This window comes from Kriegella aquimaris (assembly GCF_900103215.1).
Classification (GTDB): Bacteria; Bacteroidota; Bacteroidia; order Flavobacteriales; family Flavobacteriaceae; genus Kriegella; species Kriegella aquimaris.
The window spans coordinates 101,506-119,063 of record NZ_FNGV01000002.1 but is presented as its reverse complement, the minus strand read 5'-3'; the positions used below and the strand labels follow the sequence as shown (position 1 = coordinate 119,063).

The 17,558-nt window shown below is 40.3% G+C and carries 10 protein-coding genes; 3 read left to right on the top strand and 7 right to left on the bottom strand.

Going from position 1 to position 17,558, the window contains the following annotated elements; translation table 11 throughout:
* Positions 1 to 15: 15 nt before the first annotated feature.
* The 7 genes from BLS33_RS05645 to BLS33_RS05615 form a co-directional block, all read right to left on the bottom strand.
* Positions 16 to 2,532, bottom strand: coding sequence for an ABC transporter permease (locus BLS33_RS05645; RefSeq protein ID WP_089886428.1), 2,517 nt, complete (start codon positions 2,530 to 2,532; stop codon positions 16 to 18).
* A gap of 177 nt (positions 2,533 to 2,709) precedes the next feature.
* On the bottom strand, positions 2,710 to 5,109 hold the full coding sequence (locus BLS33_RS05640) for an ABC transporter permease (RefSeq protein ID WP_089887082.1): 2,400 nt from the start codon (positions 5,107 to 5,109) through the stop codon (positions 2,710 to 2,712).
* Between the two features lie 98 nt (positions 5,110 to 5,207).
* A complete protein-coding gene (locus BLS33_RS05635) occupies positions 5,208 to 7,610 on the bottom strand; it encodes an ABC transporter permease (RefSeq protein WP_089886426.1) in 2,403 nt (800 codons plus the stop codon).
* A gap of 115 nt (positions 7,611 to 7,725) precedes the next feature.
* Positions 7,726 to 10,158, bottom strand: coding sequence for an ABC transporter permease (locus BLS33_RS05630; RefSeq protein WP_089886425.1), 2,433 nt, complete (start codon positions 10,156 to 10,158; stop codon positions 7,726 to 7,728).
* A 36-nt stretch (positions 10,159 to 10,194) separates the two neighbouring features.
* Positions 10,195 to 10,890 (bottom strand): ABC transporter ATP-binding protein, encoded by a 696-nt coding sequence (locus BLS33_RS05625; RefSeq protein ID WP_089886423.1) that lies wholly within the window; start codon positions 10,888 to 10,890, stop codon positions 10,195 to 10,197.
* Positions 10,891 to 11,037: 147 nt separating this feature from the next.
* A complete protein-coding gene (locus BLS33_RS05620; protein WP_089886421.1) occupies positions 11,038 to 12,288 on the bottom strand; it encodes an efflux RND transporter periplasmic adaptor subunit in 1,251 nt (416 codons plus the stop codon).
* A gap of 142 nt (positions 12,289 to 12,430) precedes the next feature.
* Positions 12,431 to 13,774, bottom strand: coding sequence for a TolC family protein (locus tag BLS33_RS05615; protein ID WP_218129541.1), 1,344 nt, complete (start codon positions 13,772 to 13,774; stop codon positions 12,431 to 12,433).
* A 292-nt stretch (positions 13,775 to 14,066) separates the two neighbouring features.
* Here BLS33_RS05615 and BLS33_RS05610 point away from each other — a divergent pair, with 292 nt between their 5' ends.
* From BLS33_RS05610 to BLS33_RS05600, 3 genes are all read left to right on the top strand, one after another.
* Positions 14,067 to 15,428 (top strand): sigma-54-dependent transcriptional regulator, encoded by a 1,362-nt coding sequence (locus tag BLS33_RS05610; protein WP_089886416.1) that lies wholly within the window; start codon positions 14,067 to 14,069, stop codon positions 15,426 to 15,428.
* Between the two features lie 72 nt (positions 15,429 to 15,500).
* Positions 15,501 to 16,853, top strand: coding sequence for a sensor histidine kinase (locus BLS33_RS05605; protein WP_089886414.1), 1,353 nt, complete (start codon positions 15,501 to 15,503; stop codon positions 16,851 to 16,853).
* A 33-nt stretch (positions 16,854 to 16,886) separates the two neighbouring features.
* Positions 16,887 to 17,480, top strand: a complete 594-nt coding sequence (locus BLS33_RS05600; RefSeq protein WP_089886412.1) for a Crp/Fnr family transcriptional regulator — start codon at positions 16,887 to 16,889, stop codon at positions 17,478 to 17,480.
* The last annotated feature ends 78 nt before the right edge of the window (positions 17,481 to 17,558 follow it).

The window sequence follows — 17,558 nt, the reverse complement described above, 5'->3', positions numbered from 1 at the left end:
TTTTCTGATTGATGATTATTCGTTTCTTAACGATTCTGCCGGATTGACCATTGCCGTTTTAAAGGATTGTGATAATATCGACAGTGCGGCGACCACTAAAACCAACAACAAGGGAATTAAGAACATCGAAACACTAAGGTCAATTTTAAAAGCATATTTTTCCAACCACTTTTTGGTGACAAAGTAAATGATGGGCAAGGCTATCGCTCCCGATAATAGTACCAGGCTTAACAACTTTCTTGGAATTATCGCCAAAGCCTGTGCCACTGTGGCACCCATAACTTTTCGTATACTTATCTCTTTGGTCTTTTGCATGGCCATATGTGACCCTAAACCGAAAAGACCCAATGCCGCTATAAAAATCGCCAACATAGAGAATACCAAACAAATAGTTCCGAACTTCGATTCGGCCCGGTATTGGCGATTAAAGTAGTCATCAATAAAAAAGGAGTTGAATAAGTCGTTCGGGAAAAACTCTTTGAACTTGGCCTCGATTTGGCCCATTGTCCCACGAATATTGTCGCCCGTAATATTTACGGTTACAAACGAGGCACCATAGCTCTCGAAATGCATGAAGACAATAGGGTCATAACCTTTTTGTAATGATTGTTGATGATGGTCTTCTACCACTCCTATTATTTGTGCTGTTCTATCTATGGGGCCAAACTTGAATATCATCTTTTGGTCTATAGCGGCCTCAGGGTCGGAAAATCCTAAATTTTTTGCAGCCGAACGATTGATTACGACGCGATGACCTGATGGAACTGCCCCCTCACGGGTATACAATGAGCTTGCGTCTTCTTTTACAAAATCTCGTCCTGCTAAGCGTTTGATGCCGTAGGTTTTTATAAAATCTTGATCGATAATTACGAAATTGGCATTGACCCCCAATTCTCTTCGTTCGTGCACCTGACGTATCGTATTCCCTTGTATGATGGGTTTGCCGGGGATTTCATCGGACAAGGCAACATTATTGATTTTTGGGTTTTGAATTAGTTCACGTTTAAAAGATTCTATTTTTTGTTGTGTGGTAGAATCGGCATATGTTGGTGCAGAAAAAACGAGATTTTGCTCCGCATTGAAACCAAGATCTTGATTCTGCATGTAGGAGAATTGATTATAAACAATATACGTGCCCGCTATTAGGGCAATTGAAATAACAAATTGAGCAACTACCAAAGTCTTCTGAAGTATATTGCCTTTTGTTGTTTTATGAAACTTACCTCGAAGGACTTCAATGGGTACAAAACTGGACAATACAAAGGCAGGGTAGAGGCCTGCTAAAATTCCTCCTATAAGAAATATGCCCAGCATGGCCAACCATACTTGCCATTTACCCCACATTCCAAAGTTTAGAACGTCTATGCCAACCAATGAATTAAAGGAAGGAATCAACAAATTAATTAAGACAAATGATATGATAACTGCAAAGAAATTAATGATAAGCGATTCAAATAGAAATTGATGTATGAGTACAGACCGAGGAGCACCGACTACCTTTTTAAGCCCTACCTCTTTGGCACGCTCCATTGATTTGGCCGTGGATAGATTGATGAAATTAATCATGGCAATGGCTATAATAAAACCGGCTACGATTAATAAAAAATACAGCGTACCTTCACTGTTATTGGGAGAGATTTCTTTTAATAAATGAGATTTTAAATGAATGTCTTTAACCGGTTGTAAAGCAAATTTTGCCTCAAATCCATGCTCATTCATGATATTTCCCAAATATTTTTTTACGAATGCCGGAAACTTAGCCTCGACTACCTTCGGATCTGTACCTGGTTTAAGTTTCACATAATTGTAAAACTCTGGCCATACCCAACTATTCGCGTGATCACCATCTTGTCCGAAGATATTATATGAAACAATCATACCCATAGGTAAGTGCGTATTCTCTGGTCGATCTTTAAAAACACCGGTTACTTTGAGTTTGAAATTGTCATTGATTTCAATCATTTTGTTAATAGGGTCTTCGTTTCCGAAAAATCGATGTGCTATTTTCTCGGTCAGAATTACCGTAATAGGCTCGTCGAGGGCAGTTGCTGCATCGCCTTGAATAAATTGTATATCAAACATGTCGATAATGGCATTATCAGCAAAATAGATATAATCATCAATTGCATCTGATTTTATTTCGTCACCAAGCGTATTGGTGTATGAAATATTCATAGTGCCAGAAAATGCCATTGGTTTATCAGCGATTCGGGTATAACTTTCAACTTCCGGAAAATCTGATAGCATTGCAGGCCCGGCCATTGGGTGATTGGTTGCAGATGTAGCAAAACCATTACCCCCAAGATTTGTGGTCAATGTTACCCTATATAGATTATCGACATTGGGAATAAAGCTATCATAGCTCTTTTCGAACCCAATGTAACTTATCAACAGAATAAATGCCGTTATCCCAATTGAAAGTCCTAAGACATTAATGCCTGTAAACAGTTTGTTCCTCAAAAAGAAGCGTAAGGCGATTTTCAGATGGTTTTTTAGCATAATCCTCATGTTTTGGCCGAATACTTTCGGCATTTATAGATTTTTTGTCTTCCTTCTGAAAGTGTAGAAATCCACTACTTTTTATATTATTTCAAATCCTTCGTCCTGACTGAAACGTCAGGACACCTTCCTTTGAGTTGTTTATAAACCCTCCGATTCGATCTTCAATCGAACCAACTCCCTTTGAAAAAAAGGGAGGAGCCTAAACTCTTATTCGGTCCGTAAGCTTTTTACAGGGTTTGCATTGGCCGCTTTAATGGCCTGAAAACTCACGGTTAGAATAGTGATCGCTAATGCTCCAATAACCGCCAGGGCAAAGATCCACCACTCTAAGATCACATGGTATGGATAGTCTTGCAACCACCCGTTCATGACATAATACGATATGGGAATAGCAATAAAACAGGAAATGACCACTAGCTTTAAAAAATCTTTGGAAAGCATATTCCAGACATTGAATACGGTAGCTCCCAGCACTTTACGAACACCTATTTCCTTGGTACGCTGTTCCGCCACAAATGATGTAAGTCCGAACAGCCCAAGACAGCTTATCAAAATGGCCAAGGCCGTAAAAACCCCCGATAAGGTTCCGATGCGTTCTTCGGCAGCGAATTTTTCGCCGTATTTATCATCGACAAAATCGTATTGGAACGGAAGGTTGGGGAAATGTTCTTTGAACACACTTTCAATAATCGCCATGTTCTGACTTGCACTCTGATTTGGATTCAAACGCATATTGTAAAAACTGGAATTGCCGTGTTTGTCAAAAACATAGACGCCCTGCTTTACAGGTTCATAAGGTGATTGCGTAATCATATCTTCGACCACCCCAATAATTTTTAATGGAGGTTCAGGGTCTTCTTCATCATCATCTTTTAAAAATTTACCAATGGGATCAACTAACCCCATATACTTTAAGGCCGTTTGGTTGATGAGAATAGCATTGGAATCTGAAGCGAATTCACGGGAAAAGTCCCTGCCCTCTACTATTTTTAGGTTCAGCGATTTGGCATACTCGGGAGTGACCTCCGTCCAAGCCAGATCTTCTTGAAAGCCTTCGGGTTTACCCTCCCACTCAAAACCCCCTCGATTGGACCATATTTGAGTAGTGGGACTACTAGAAGCCGACATTTCAATCACCGCACCTGAATTCAAAAATTCGCTACGCATCAGATCATACTTACCAGCAAAGTCTTCACTAAAAGTAGGTATTTGTACCAAACCTTCTTTATCATAACCCACGGGTCGATTCTTGGCATGATTAATCTGCTGCATTACGATGATGGTTCCGATGATAAAGGCGACCGAAACCGTGAATTGAAGTACGACCAAAATCTTTCTTGGCAAGCCAGCGTGCTTTCCGGCTTTAAAAGTTCCTTTCAACACATCAACGGGTCTAAAGGAAGATAAATAAAGGGCAGGATAACTACCCGCCACCAGAGCCGTAAGTAGAATAAATACCACCGAGATCAACCAAAAAATACCACTACCCCAAGGAAAGGATATCTCTTTTTTGGATAAATCGTTAAATCCGTTCATGGACAATAAGACAATTACTACGGCAATAATAAACGCGAACAATACCACCAAGAAAGATTCGCTCAAAAACTGGTTGATCAATTGATTTCTTTGCGACCCTATTGATTTACGAATACCGACCTCTTTGGCGCGCTTTTCAGACCTCGCTGTACTTAGGTTCATAAAATTTATACAGGCCAAAAGCAATACGAAAGCGCCTATAATGCCGAAGAGCCAGACATACTTTATACGCCCACCTACTTGTTTTCCATTTTCAAAACTACTACGCAGATACCAATCTTTCATAGGAAATAAGAAAAGCTGCGGATTGAACTCTGCAGTATCTTCGTTTAAATTCTTTTTAACGTCTTTTATGGTTGCCGTAACCTTTTCAATAGTCGTATTATCGGCAATTTGTACGAACATCTGAAAAGAGTTGTTTCCCCAATGGTCAATTGCATTTCTCATCCATTCTTGGGTAGCGACCAATTTATCCCAAGGCATAAGAAATTCGGCATCGTTAAAGGAGTTATTGAAAGGAATGTCTTCATATACCGCAGTAACCATTACATCATATTGATTATTAACCTCAACCGTCTTTCCTATAGGTTCTTCGTCGCCAAAAAGTGCCTTGGCTACAGATTCAGAGAGCATAACGGAGTTTAGTTCGCGTAAGCCATCTTTTTCTCCTTTTAGGATATTCAATTCTAACATTTCTGGAGCTTCCCGCTGCATGAAATTCCCTGTTTTGGAAAGACTTTTTTCTTTGTATCCCAGATATCTGGAAATGTTCCATGAAGACATCACCAAGTGCTTAAAGTTGTCTGCATAACCATCGCGTAGTGCTTTTTCCAAGGGCCTAGGTATGGCAGGGCCCGTGCTGGTTTCTTGATTAAATGTTTGTGATTGGAAAACTTGGGCAATTCGATTATTGTTTTTAAAATAGCCGTTATGGGTAAGCTCATCTTGGATCCAGAGACCGATGATTAGCGTAACGGCCATACCTAAGGCAAGCCCACCGATATTAATTGCGGTATAGCCCTTGTTCTTCCAAAGGTTCCGCCAAGCGATTTTTAGATAGTTTTTGAACATGGTTTCTATGTTTTTAGTTGACCGTTGATGGTTATCCATTTATTGTTCACAGATGAATTCTGCCTACCGCCGAATGTTCATTGTTCATTGTTTATTTTTTATTCCGTACGCAAACTCTTTACCGGATTGGCATTCCCGGCCTTAATCGAATGAAAACTTACCGTGACCAAAGCTATCACCGCCACTATAAGTCCTACCCCAATAAAAGTCAACGGATTTATCGCTATTCGATATTCATAGTTCTGAATCCAATTTTGCATGGCATACCAGGCCAAGGGCATCGCAATTAATAAACTTATCAAGACCAACTTTAAAAAGTGCAGTGAAATCATCGAAACAATTTCATTTACTGAAGCCCCCATCACCTTTCGAATACCAATTTCTTTGGTACGCAATTCGATAACTAACATAGAAATAGCAAAAAGACCCATACAGGATAAAAAAATGGCGATTGCAGATGCGATTCCGAAAACTCTGGTCAACGTACTTTCCATCTCGTACCAGGCCTGAAGGTTTTCATCCAAAAATGAGGCATTGAATAACGATCGGGGAGCTACTTTTTCCCAAACCGATTCAAGCCGCTCCATAACTACCTGCGGATCATTGGTGCCGACTTTTAGAAATATATAATTAATGGTTTCATCATTCGAAAGATGGATAAGGATCGGTAGTTCTTTTTCAGACGGGGAGTAAGCGTTAAAGTCCGGTACCATGCCAATTATTTGATCGGCACCCTCGCCGCCAAGATATTTTCCAATGGGATCAGACTCCCCCATGGCCTTTGCAAAACTTTCGGTAACTACCACGGCATTTATGGTATCGGTGGCGAAGTTGGGATCAAAATCCCTTCCTTTTATAATTGGGATTTGTAATGTTTTCAGATAATCGAAATCTGCCAAGAGGCTGTAGGCCGAAATTTGGTTTTGATTGTAATCTAATCCGGTTATTGATGTCGAAGTTGTCCGATCCCTTCCCCTACCCAGATTTCCCCCTGCTCCTGCAATGGAGATTATATTCGGGTCTTCAGCAAGTTCGTTCCGCATTCTCGCCAAAACCGTTCGGCCATCTTCTTGGTAGCCTACAGGAATACTGATTACCTGCTCCCTTTCAAAGCCGATCGGTATTTCGCGTAAAAAATCAAGTTGTTGACTGGCTATCCAACTCACGCAGATCAAAAGACTCGAGATTGCGAACTGACTTACCAACAGTGTATTTCTCAAAGCCCCTGGTTTCTTTGTGGAGACATTGCCCTTCAAAATTTCGACCAATCCGAAATTGGCCATTTTAAGCGCAGGATACCCGCCGGCTATCAAAGTGACGACTATAAAGACAATGAGCATGATGACCAAAAAAGCAGGTTGGAATAGCGTTGCAATTTCGATTCCACCCCCAAACTGCGCACTAAAGGCCGGTACTAGCTGATAGGCAAGTCCCATACCCATTATAAACCCGAAAAAATAGAGTAGAAATGCCTCTCCCCACAATTGTAGAAAAAGCTGCCCTTTGAAAGCTCCCAGCGTTTTTCTTACTCCAAGTTCACGGCTTCGTTTAAAGGATTGGGCCATATTGAGGTTCACAAAATTGAAGCAGGCGATCAACAGGATAAAAGCCCCCAACGCCATGATGGCATAAACCAAAGCAATTGAGGCGCTCCGTTCCCCAGAAAAGTGCACATCTTCAATATTGGTTAGGTGTACCTTGAGCAGTTCAAGGGTTTCCATCGCTTCCGAATGCTCGGACTTCAGTTGTGCCAATTGCTCGGGATAGTATTTCTCTACGAAAGAGACCAATTTATTTTCAACTATCCCGGGGCCATGGTTCTTCGCAATCTTGACAAAGACATTGGATGCATTGGATGCCCAATTATTTTTATTCTCTGCATAACCATAGAGCGTTTCAATCCTGGTCACCGCATCAAAATGAATACTACTATTTTTTGGAGGGTCTTTTAATACTGCGGATACTGAATAGATTTGTTCTTGCCCTGGTTTTCCTATTTTCAAATCCTTACCTATAGGATCTGTCTCCCCAAAAATGGCATTGGCCGTACTTTCGCTCAAAGCGATATTATGCATGCCGGAAAGTATTGTTGCACTATTTCCTTTGATGACGGGAAAATTGAATATTTCAAAAAAATCGGGGTCGGTTCTAGTTATCAACCGTTCCATATTTATGTCCCCGTATGAAAAATTTTCGGGCATTGCCCTGTGGACAGTAACAGCCGTCTCGATTTCGGGAATTTCGGCTTCTAAAGCCGCCGCCGCAGGCAACGGCATTTGGGAACTTACTTCGGGTCCCTGAGCATTGTTTACAAAACGTGACGTTCTGAACAACTGGTCTTTTTCCTTATGAAAAGAATCGTAGCTTAGATGGAAATAAGCGACCAAAAACAACAGGATACAAATAGAAAATGCAACGGCCAAGCCTGTAATATGGATAAAGGAATGGAGCTTGTTCCGTTTTATATTACGCCAAGCGATTTTTAAATAGTTCTTAAACATGATGCTTGATTTTTGTCAATGTTTTTTGCTCTTCTTTAATTTTCAAACCCTCCGTTTTCCCACCAAAAAAGGGCGGGAATCCACCTCCCTTTGAAAAAAAGGAGGCGCTCAACATTTATTCGGTACGTAAACTCTTTACCGGGTTAATGCTGGCTGCTTTAATACTTTGGTAGCCTACGGTAAGTATCGCTATGGCCACCGCCAAAAACGCCGCTAGCGCCAAAACCCACCAACCGACTTCAATTTTATAGGAAAAGTCTTCGAGCCATTTGCTCATTGCAAACCAGCCCAGTGGTAAAGAAATAAGTACTGCAATACCTACTAGCCTTAGGAAATCAGTGGTCAACCGGTAGGTTATTTGGCCCACACTAGCCCCCAGTACTTTCCGAATACCGATTTCCTTAGTGCGCTTTTCAGCATTAAAGGCGGCTAAGCCAAAAAGACCGAGACAGGCAATCAAAATAGACAGCACCGTAAATACTACAAAAATGCGCCCTAATTTTTGCTCTGCCTGATAGGTAGTATTGAAGGAATCTTCCATAAACCGATAGTTGAATAATTGACCTGGAGCTATTCTGTTCCAGATATTCTCGATATTTCCAATCGCATTTGAAAAATCACCGGCTTTTAATTTAATGGCCATAGCACCATTAGAACTTCCCAGGAAAAGGCCTAAGGCACCAATGTCTTCTCGGAGCGATGCGAAATGAAAGTTCTTGACCACCCCAATAACGGTATAGAATATCGGACGTTCTTCACCAAGATTTCCCGATATCCGTGTGCCCAAAATATCTTCAGGCGCCACACCCAATCGAGCGACCGCCGACTCGTTAAGAATGGTCGCCGTAGAATCGGTGGGATGCCGCTTATCAAAATTTCTGCCCGCAATAAGCTGCATGTTCAACGTGGACAGGTAATCATGGTCTACCACCCAATTCTGCATTTGCAGTGCATCTTCTTGTTCGGTGGACCCTTCCTTAAAAAAGGAATTGTCATTTCGGGAAGAAGGCGTCGGCATAAAACCTGTCAAGGTCACACTTGAGACTTGCCCTAATTGTTCTATTTCTTCCTTTATGGATAGCAGTTTATTTCCTACAGCAAAAGTGTCATCGATAAGCAAGACCTGGTCTTTAGCAAAGCCAAGATCTTTACTTTGAATGTATTTCAACTGTTGAAAGACCACTAAGGTGCTAATAATCAGAAATACCGAGATAGCAAATTGAAATACGACAAGGGAATTTCGAATCTTTCCACCCCCCACACTTTGTTGTCCCCCGCCCTTTAACACCGTTGCAGCAACGAACCTAGACATAAAAAATGCGGGGTAACTTCCGGAAAAAAGACCTAGAAAAGCTACGGAAGCCAACAAAATCATCCAAAAAATGAAATTGGTGAAGGGTATAGAAATTGATTTACCTGAAAGGTCATTAAAGAAAGGAAGGGCAATCATAGCTATGGTCAAGGCCAACAGTAATGAAATAAAGGAAATTACTCCTGATTCGATCAAAAATTGACGTATCAGTTCAGATTTGTTAGAACCCAAAGTTTTTCGAATGCCCACTTCCTTGGCCCTTTTTAGAGAATGGGCCGTTGACAAATTCATAAAATTAATACTGGCTAAGAGAATTAAGAACAATCCGATAAAAGAAAGAATATAGACATTTTGAATACTACTATTGGCACTTAGCTCGGTACCCCTATTGGAATGCAAATGGATGTCGGTCAACGCAATGGTGCTATACCTCAAATAATTACCGGATGCCGCAAAAGATTCCGCGGTGATACCCGGATAGAATTTCTGCACGTACGGAAAGATATATGTTTCCAACATCGATTGCAGGGGTGCTTGAAAGTCTGCGATATCGGCCTCTGGCAACAATTTTACAAAGGTGAAGTAGTTATGACTGGTCCATAACATTTGCTGCGCATCGTCGAACCCTGCCATGGCCATAAACACGTCGTGGTCTCGAAGAAATGAGTTTTTTGGGAAATCTGGGATAACACCTGCCACGGTATACGTATCGGTATTGTTCAGCAAAAGTTGTTGACCCAAGGCATTTTTTACACCAAAGTGCTTTTCGGCCGCCGTTTTGGTAAGCACCAAGGTATTGGGTTCGGTCAGTGCCGAATTTACATCTCCTACGACCAAGTCTATACCGAACATTTTGAAGAATGTGGAATCGGCGAAAGCCACATTCGATTCTTTGGTATTGGCTTCAGCTTCCAGTTTTCTTAAGAGTAGACTACCTCGGTCCCTGATTCTTGTGACGGATTCAATTTGAGGAAAATCACGCTTGATCGCAGCAGCCATGGGAGCACCCACTACGGAGGCTTTCATTATAGAACCACCAAACTTTATGTCTGCATTTATTCTGTAAATGCGATTTGCATCAGTGAACATTTTGTCGTAACTGAACTCATCATAGATGTATAATGAAATAAGTAACCCCCCGGCCATACCAATGGCGAGCCCAAAGGTGTTCAAAAAAGTAAAAAATGGTTGTTTTTTAAGGCTCCTCCACGCTATTTTAAGATTATTTTTAAACATGATTGTTGATTGATTGATGAATAAAACTCCGTATTTCTATAACATTGCTCCCATGGCTCGGTTTTGACTTTCGGTTACTATTTGACCATCGAATAGATTAATGACCCTATGCGCATAGTGGGAATCACGATCAGAGTGGGTCACCATAACTATGGTCGTACCTTCTTGGTTCAGTTCGGTCAACAGATTCATAACTTCGATTCCATTTTTAGAATCTAGATTTCCAGTAGGTTCATCGGCCAATATTAACTTGGGGTTAGTGACTACGGCCCTGGAAATGGCAACACGCTGCTGTTGCCCCCCAGATAATTGCTGCGGGAAATGTTTTTCACGATGGGCAATCTTCATACGCTCGAGCACGACCTTGACCTTTTCCCTACGTTCGGCCTTGTTCATTTTAAGATAGATCAAGGGCAGTTCTACATTTTCATAAACGGTAAGTTCGTCGATCAGGTTGAAACTTTGAAAAACAAAGCCAAGATTCCCCTTTCGTAATTGTGTGCGTTGCCGTTCTTTTAAACCACCCACTTCATGACCTGCAAATTGGTAACTTCCTTCTGTGGGATTATCCAACATACCGATGATGTTCAACAAAGTCGATTTTCCGCATCCCGAAGGTCCCATGATAGCAGCGAACTCCCCACTTGCAATATTCATGTTCACGTTGTTCAATGCCAAGGTCTCCACTTCCTCGGTTCGAAAACTTTTTTTTAAGTTCTGTATTTGTATCATTTTTTGACTTATTTATATCTGTTTATATTTAAAGACGTCACGATTGCGCCCAGTGTGACAGTTACCTATTGATTTTTAAATTTTATTTTATGCCGAGCTCCGTTCTGGGTTTCTTTTTGTTGACATAGCTGCTGAGCGTTGTCAAGGCTACTTCAAGACTATTTTCTCAGCTTCACCAAATGAATCATAATTACTCGTTATCACTTTTTCACCTGCCTGAAGCCCTTCCAACACTTCATAATATCGTGAATTCTGCTTTCCGATACGAATGTTCCTTCGCAACGCCTCTTCTCCATCGGTTTTGACCACAAAAATCCACTGCCCTCCCGTACTTTGAAAAAAGCTTCCTTTCGGCAACAATAAGGCATCGCTTGATTCTCCCAATTGCAGTTTAATATTATAGCTCTGGCCCGTACGTATGGTCTCAGGCTTCGCATCGGTAAACACCAATTCTACTTTGAATTTTCCACTCCTTACCGTTGGATATATTTTTCGTAACCGAAGTGGAAACTCTTTTCCGTTGCGCTCCAACACGGCAATAAGATCTCTTTTGACACGATCTAAATAATGCTCGTCGATATCTGCCTCTATCTTGTAATCAGTGAGTACGTTAATCTCGCCTATGCGTTGGCCTTGGGCAATGTTCTGGCCAATTTCAGCATCTAGAAACCCTAATTGTCCGTCTGCCGGAGCTCGTACATTCAGATGATCTAAACGTTGATAGACCATTGACAATGTTTTTTGCATGCGTTCCAAATCGGTGTCCAAGCCCGATAAAGAAGTCTTTCGCAACTCATCATCTTGTTCGGTCTGCAGTTTTACAATCTCATATTGTTGTTGTGATAATTCATAATTTTCCTGGGACAATAAATATTCCTCCTTGGAAATCAATTCGTCTTCATACAAAGCTTTGTTCTGTTCATAATTCCGTTTTAGGCGCTGTAAATCATATTTAGCGGTTGCCAGCGACTTTTTACCTTCGACCTGTCTGGAATCAAATGTTAGTTTTGTAGACCGCAAATCATTCTGCTTAAGGGCCAAATTACTTTCACTGGCCAAAATTTGCTCGTATAAATTGGTGTTTTCCAATCTTAGGATGATATCACCCTCTTTGACCATGGCCCCCTCTTCAATGAGTTTTTCCATGACCCGACCACCTTCATAGGCATCCATATAAATAGTCGATATAGGGGCCACATAGCCGTTTATCGTAATATAATCATCGAATTTACCCTGCGAGACCTCAGCGATGGATAGCTTGTCCTTTTCCGTTCTAAAGGTAGAAACCGAACTACCGAAGACCAGCTGGTATCCCACGAATAGCAATAATAGTCCGAGCGCGATGTAACCATAATGTTTCGGTCTCAATCCCTTTTTCTTTTCAAGTTGTATGTCCATATTTTTGTTTTATTATTAAAGTCGTTATGGGAAGCGGTTACCGAGCTTTCCAAAGTGACACAAAGTCATCTGTTTAACCTATTGTAAAGGTTCAAAAGTTGACTTCACTGTGTTCGCAAAGACGTAGTTATCAACTTATTTTTCATTCTATATTGAATACTGGCAATCCTCGGTAAAAGTCTAGGGTGCTCTCATTAACCATGCCTCTAAACCTTACTTGTAAATTCTCACTTTGTGCTGCCGCAAATAAGGTTTTGGCCTGAAAAAGATCCAAAGCATTGATCAGCCCTTTTTCATATTTTTTTTGCGCAATATTAAAGGCCAATTCTTGTGCTTCGACTTTTTTATCACTCTGTTCACTTTCTACTTGAAGCGCTTGATGTGTTTGAACTAGTTGTTGTATAAGCTGATAGAGTTCCTGCTCTTGAATGTCCAAATCATTCTGAGCCCGTAAATACGCTATTTTTTGTTGTTTCACCCTTGATCTGCCCGACCATCGATCACTTATGGGAATACTCATGGAGAACCCCACATAACGCGATGTATTATCTTTTATCTGGGTAGAAAAAGGAATAATGCCATCATCATTCACATTGGTTTCAAAATATCCGGTTCCATAACCTGCGGCGAACGATATGGAAGGATAAAGATTTCCCCGCGCCATGGCAACTTCTTTTTTTGCGGCCTTTGTGCGTAGTTCTTGCGCTTTTATAATAGGAACAAAATTCTTCGCCGCCATGAAAATGGAGTCCGAATTCACTTCTAAATGACTGCTGTCTTGGGTTGTAGCTACAAAATTATCAGTTATACTAATGTTATTCGCTCCTTCGAGATTCATTTCTTGAATCAAGGAAAGTTTAGCGCCAGCCAAAAGATTTTCAGTTTGTGTAACGCTTAATTTATCGGTCAATAATAAAGATTCCGCCTCGTAAAGGTCAGACCCTGCTTTCATGCCCAATTCAATCTGCTTGGCGACCAAATCAAAATTCGTCTGTGAAACGGCCTCTTGTTCTTTGGATACAATCAATAGTTCTTCATAAAATCGAATATCATAAAAAGCCGACATCACCCTAAAGGCTAGCAAATATTTCTGTTGCAAAGCCTCTTCTTGAGTAGCTTTGTACAAGAATTTCGTCGCCTTAATGGCATTCATTTTTTGAAACCCTTGAAACAAGTCTATTGATGAGTTCAAAGAATAATTGTTAGAAAAGAAATCGGTATTGATAATATCGTTCGTATTCGGATCTGTAGACCGACCATACCGGATATTATAATCGGAATACCCACTTACGCCAGGCAATAAATTTCGAATTGACTGGCGATGATTTTCTTTGGAGGAATCTTCATTGTATCTGAAATTATTTACCGTAAGGTTGTGCTCGACAGCGTAAGCAATACAGTCATCTAAAGACCATATTACTTGCGAAATCACTGGACCTGTGGAACAGAAAAAAAGAAAAACTAAAATCAAAGCTCTAGAAATCATAAACATATTGGTATGCCACTACCTTAACTATTGTTATGCCACGAATACAACATTCACATTATCAGTTATTTATGCTATTTTTTTAGTTAGTTCAAATTCAATTTATGTAAAAATATTATACATGAACTGTCAAAAAATTTGACAGTTCATTAAAATAATAAATTTGAAATCGTAGTTTTGAGATGTCATTGCACGGCTCGATTTCACGACAAACAAGATATTGTACATCATAAGTACGGTAAGTAGATTGTCTCACTAGCTTCGCAATGGCGTTAATAATCACTTCTTCGGCATGTTAGACGCAAAAATACTGGTAATCGATGATAGCAAAAGTGTATTGAGCGCCCTTGAAATATTACTACAATTCGATTTCAAGATCGTAGAGACTATACGCAACCCCAATCAAATTTCGTCATTCCCAAACCTGCAAGAATTTGATATTGTATTGCTTGATATGAATTTTTCTGCTGGTGTAAATACTGGCAATGAAGGTTTATACTGGCTTCGGGAAATACGGAAAAAAGCTCCTCATATATCGGTAATAATGATGACCGCCTATGGTGCCATAGATTTAGCGGTCAAAGCCCTGAAAGAGGGTGCCACCGATTTCATATTAAAGCCGTGGAACAACGAAAAATTACTGGCAACCGTAAAGTCGGCCTATGAACTCCGAAAGTCTTTAAAAAAAATCGACGAACTAAAACAAGCCGAAAGCAATCTTAAACAGGTTATTAACCAAGATAGAAATTACATCATTGGCAATTCAAAGGCATTGACCTCTGTTTTGAATTTAAGTCGAAAAGTGGCCAAGACCGATGTTAATATACTGATTACGGGAGAAAATGGAACAGGTAAAGAATTGATTGCCCGTGAACTTCATCGCATGTCGACCCGCAACAATGAAGTCTTTATCAACGTCGATATGGGTTCAATTTCCGAAACGCTATTCGAAAGCGAATTGTTCGGTCATGTCAAAGGCGCTTTCACCGATTCTAAAGAAGATCGGGCAGGCAAATTCGAGGCTGCCAATGGAGGAACCTTGTTTCTAGATGAAATCGGAAATCTGTCGCTGCAAACACAGGCGAAACTCTTGTCAGCCATTCAAAATAAGGTAGTAGTTCGTGTGGGTTCTAACAAACCGATTCCAGTAGATATTCGATTGGTATGTGCTACCAATGGTAATTTGGATAAAATGGTTGCCGACGGACTTTTTCGTGAAGACCTATTATACCGTATCAATACTATACATATCGAAGTTCCTCCACTCCGAGACAGAGATGGGGATATCTTGATCTTAGCGGACTTTTACCTAAAGAAATTTGCCTCCAAATATGACAAACCAGGACTGCGAATCAACAACTTGGCACAAGAAAAATTAATGGCCCATACTTGGCCCGGGAATGTACGTGAACTTCAGCATACCATGGAACGCGCAGTAATACTGTGCGAAGGCAATGTTCTAAAGCCCAATGACTTTCTCTTACATGCTGGCGAGGTGACGACAATGAATACCGAATCAGTTACCTTAGAGGAGATGGAACACGTCATGATTATCAATGCGCTAAACCAACATGACGGAAACTATAGCGCCGCGGCCGATCAATTGGGAATTTCAAGACAGACCCTATACAACAAAATGAAGAAGAAACAATAAGCCGTTTATTGTTGGTGAACAAAAATTATAACACTTCTCATATTTGATACTGAAATCTGAATTAATAAAGAAATGGTAAGCAGACATATTTACTTGCAATTGATATTTCGCATCGTTGGCATTGCCATCACGGCATTGGCTTCTGCATTTTTCTTTTTTAAAGAGCAGTACATACTGGCCTCAATTTCATTTCTGCTACTCACCGCTCAAACTTCTTTTTTGATTCACTATGTAAACCAAACAAATCGGAAGATTGCGTATTTTTTTGATGCCATTAAAAATGAAGATTTTACGTTGCGTTTCCCTGAAAAGTTGAGCGTAAAATCGTTGGAAGAACTAAATCACAGCTTGAATATGCTAAATGCCATGATTCAAGACATCCATATAAAAAAGCAAATACAAGAACAGTACTATCAAGAAATATTAAAGCAGGCGGACATTGGCATTATGACCATTAATGACAAGGGCCATATATTGTATGCCAACCCCAAAGTGGAACAACTACTTAATTATCACCCGCTTAACCATATCAAACAATTGAATCAGGTAGATAAAAATTTATATAATCTTTTTGCCGAGTTACGACCATTCGAAAGAAAATTGGCACAACTCACCAATGAACGCGAAAAAAAACAACTAGCCTTAAAATCTACTGCCATTTCATTGGATAAACAGGAGCTCTTACTGATTGTAGTGCAAGACATTCATAAAGAGTTGGATGAGAAAGAAACTGATTCGTGGGTACGGCTGATCCGTGTACTCACCCATGAGATTATGAATACTATTACCCCAATAACCTCTATTTCAGAATCTGTTTTAAAATACTATAAAACCGACGATGAACTGATTCCTTTGGCGCAGCTCAACAAAAATCACATTCAAAATACTGTCAAAGGACTTGAAGTAATAAAAGAACAAGGGAGTGATTTGATGGTTTTTGTACAATCTTACCGAAGTCTTCTTAACCTACCCCCTCCGGATAAGACCTTGGTTCCTGCAAAAATTTTATTGAATCGTGTCAAAAAGGCATTGGAGTTTCAAGGAAGCAAAAAAAACGTTATTGCAATTGAAACTACTGTTCACCCACCTGAACTCGAACTATTTGTCGACGAAAAACAAATCTCACAAATACTCGTCAACCTCAGCAAAAATGCGCTTCAATCATTAAATGAACAAGAAAACGGCATTATTAAAATAGCTGCGGGCAAAAATAAAGAGAACCATAAATATATTGAGGTATGGGACAATGGTCCAGGTATACCCCCAGATTTGTTGGACGAAATTTTTGTACCATTTTTTACCACTAAAAACACAGGAACAGGAATCGGCCTGAGCCTCTCCAAGCAGATTATGCATTTGCATGGCGGCACCCTAAAAGTACATTCCATTCCAGATGTAGAAACATCTTTTGTACTCGCCTTTTAATCACTTATATTTATCATAGCCATTGCCAACAAGATGCCCGAAAACTTCAAAGCATATTTAAAAAACAGCTGGGGCCTGACCCAAGAGGAGGTCGATAGATTGAAAAATTTCATTAAAACCAAACCTGTTCGTAAAGATGAATATCTTCTAAGACAAGGCGAAATCTGCAAAATGACTTTCTTTGTAGAGCAAGGGTTGCTCCGCTTTTACGCTTTAAACGAAAACGGAAAGTCTGACATTCTCCAATTTGCACCCGAGAACTGGCTCGTTAGCGACCGAGGAAGCGTTTATTTTAATGAACCTTCCCATTATTTTATAGATGCCGTAGAAAATTCGACGGTGATACTCATCGATACACAATTTATAGATCGTATTTCCGAGATAAGCCCCTCTTTCAGAAAATACAACGAACGACTGTTACACAACCATATTCGTCATTTGAACAAAAGAGTAAGTCTACTTTTGGGGGCATCGGCCAAAACTCGGTATCTAGATTTTGTAAAGCTGCACCCAGATGTTTTGCTTAGGGTTCCCCAATGGATGGTGGCATCATATCTTGGTATAACACCCGAAAGCTTGAGTCGGGTTCGACGCGATCTGGCGTCCAAGAACTTTGGGGTGAAATAGCGAATACTCTAAAACCATTTCTTACCATACATCAATGCCAAGTTAAGTTTTGCTCACTAGATTTGAATAAAATTTAAA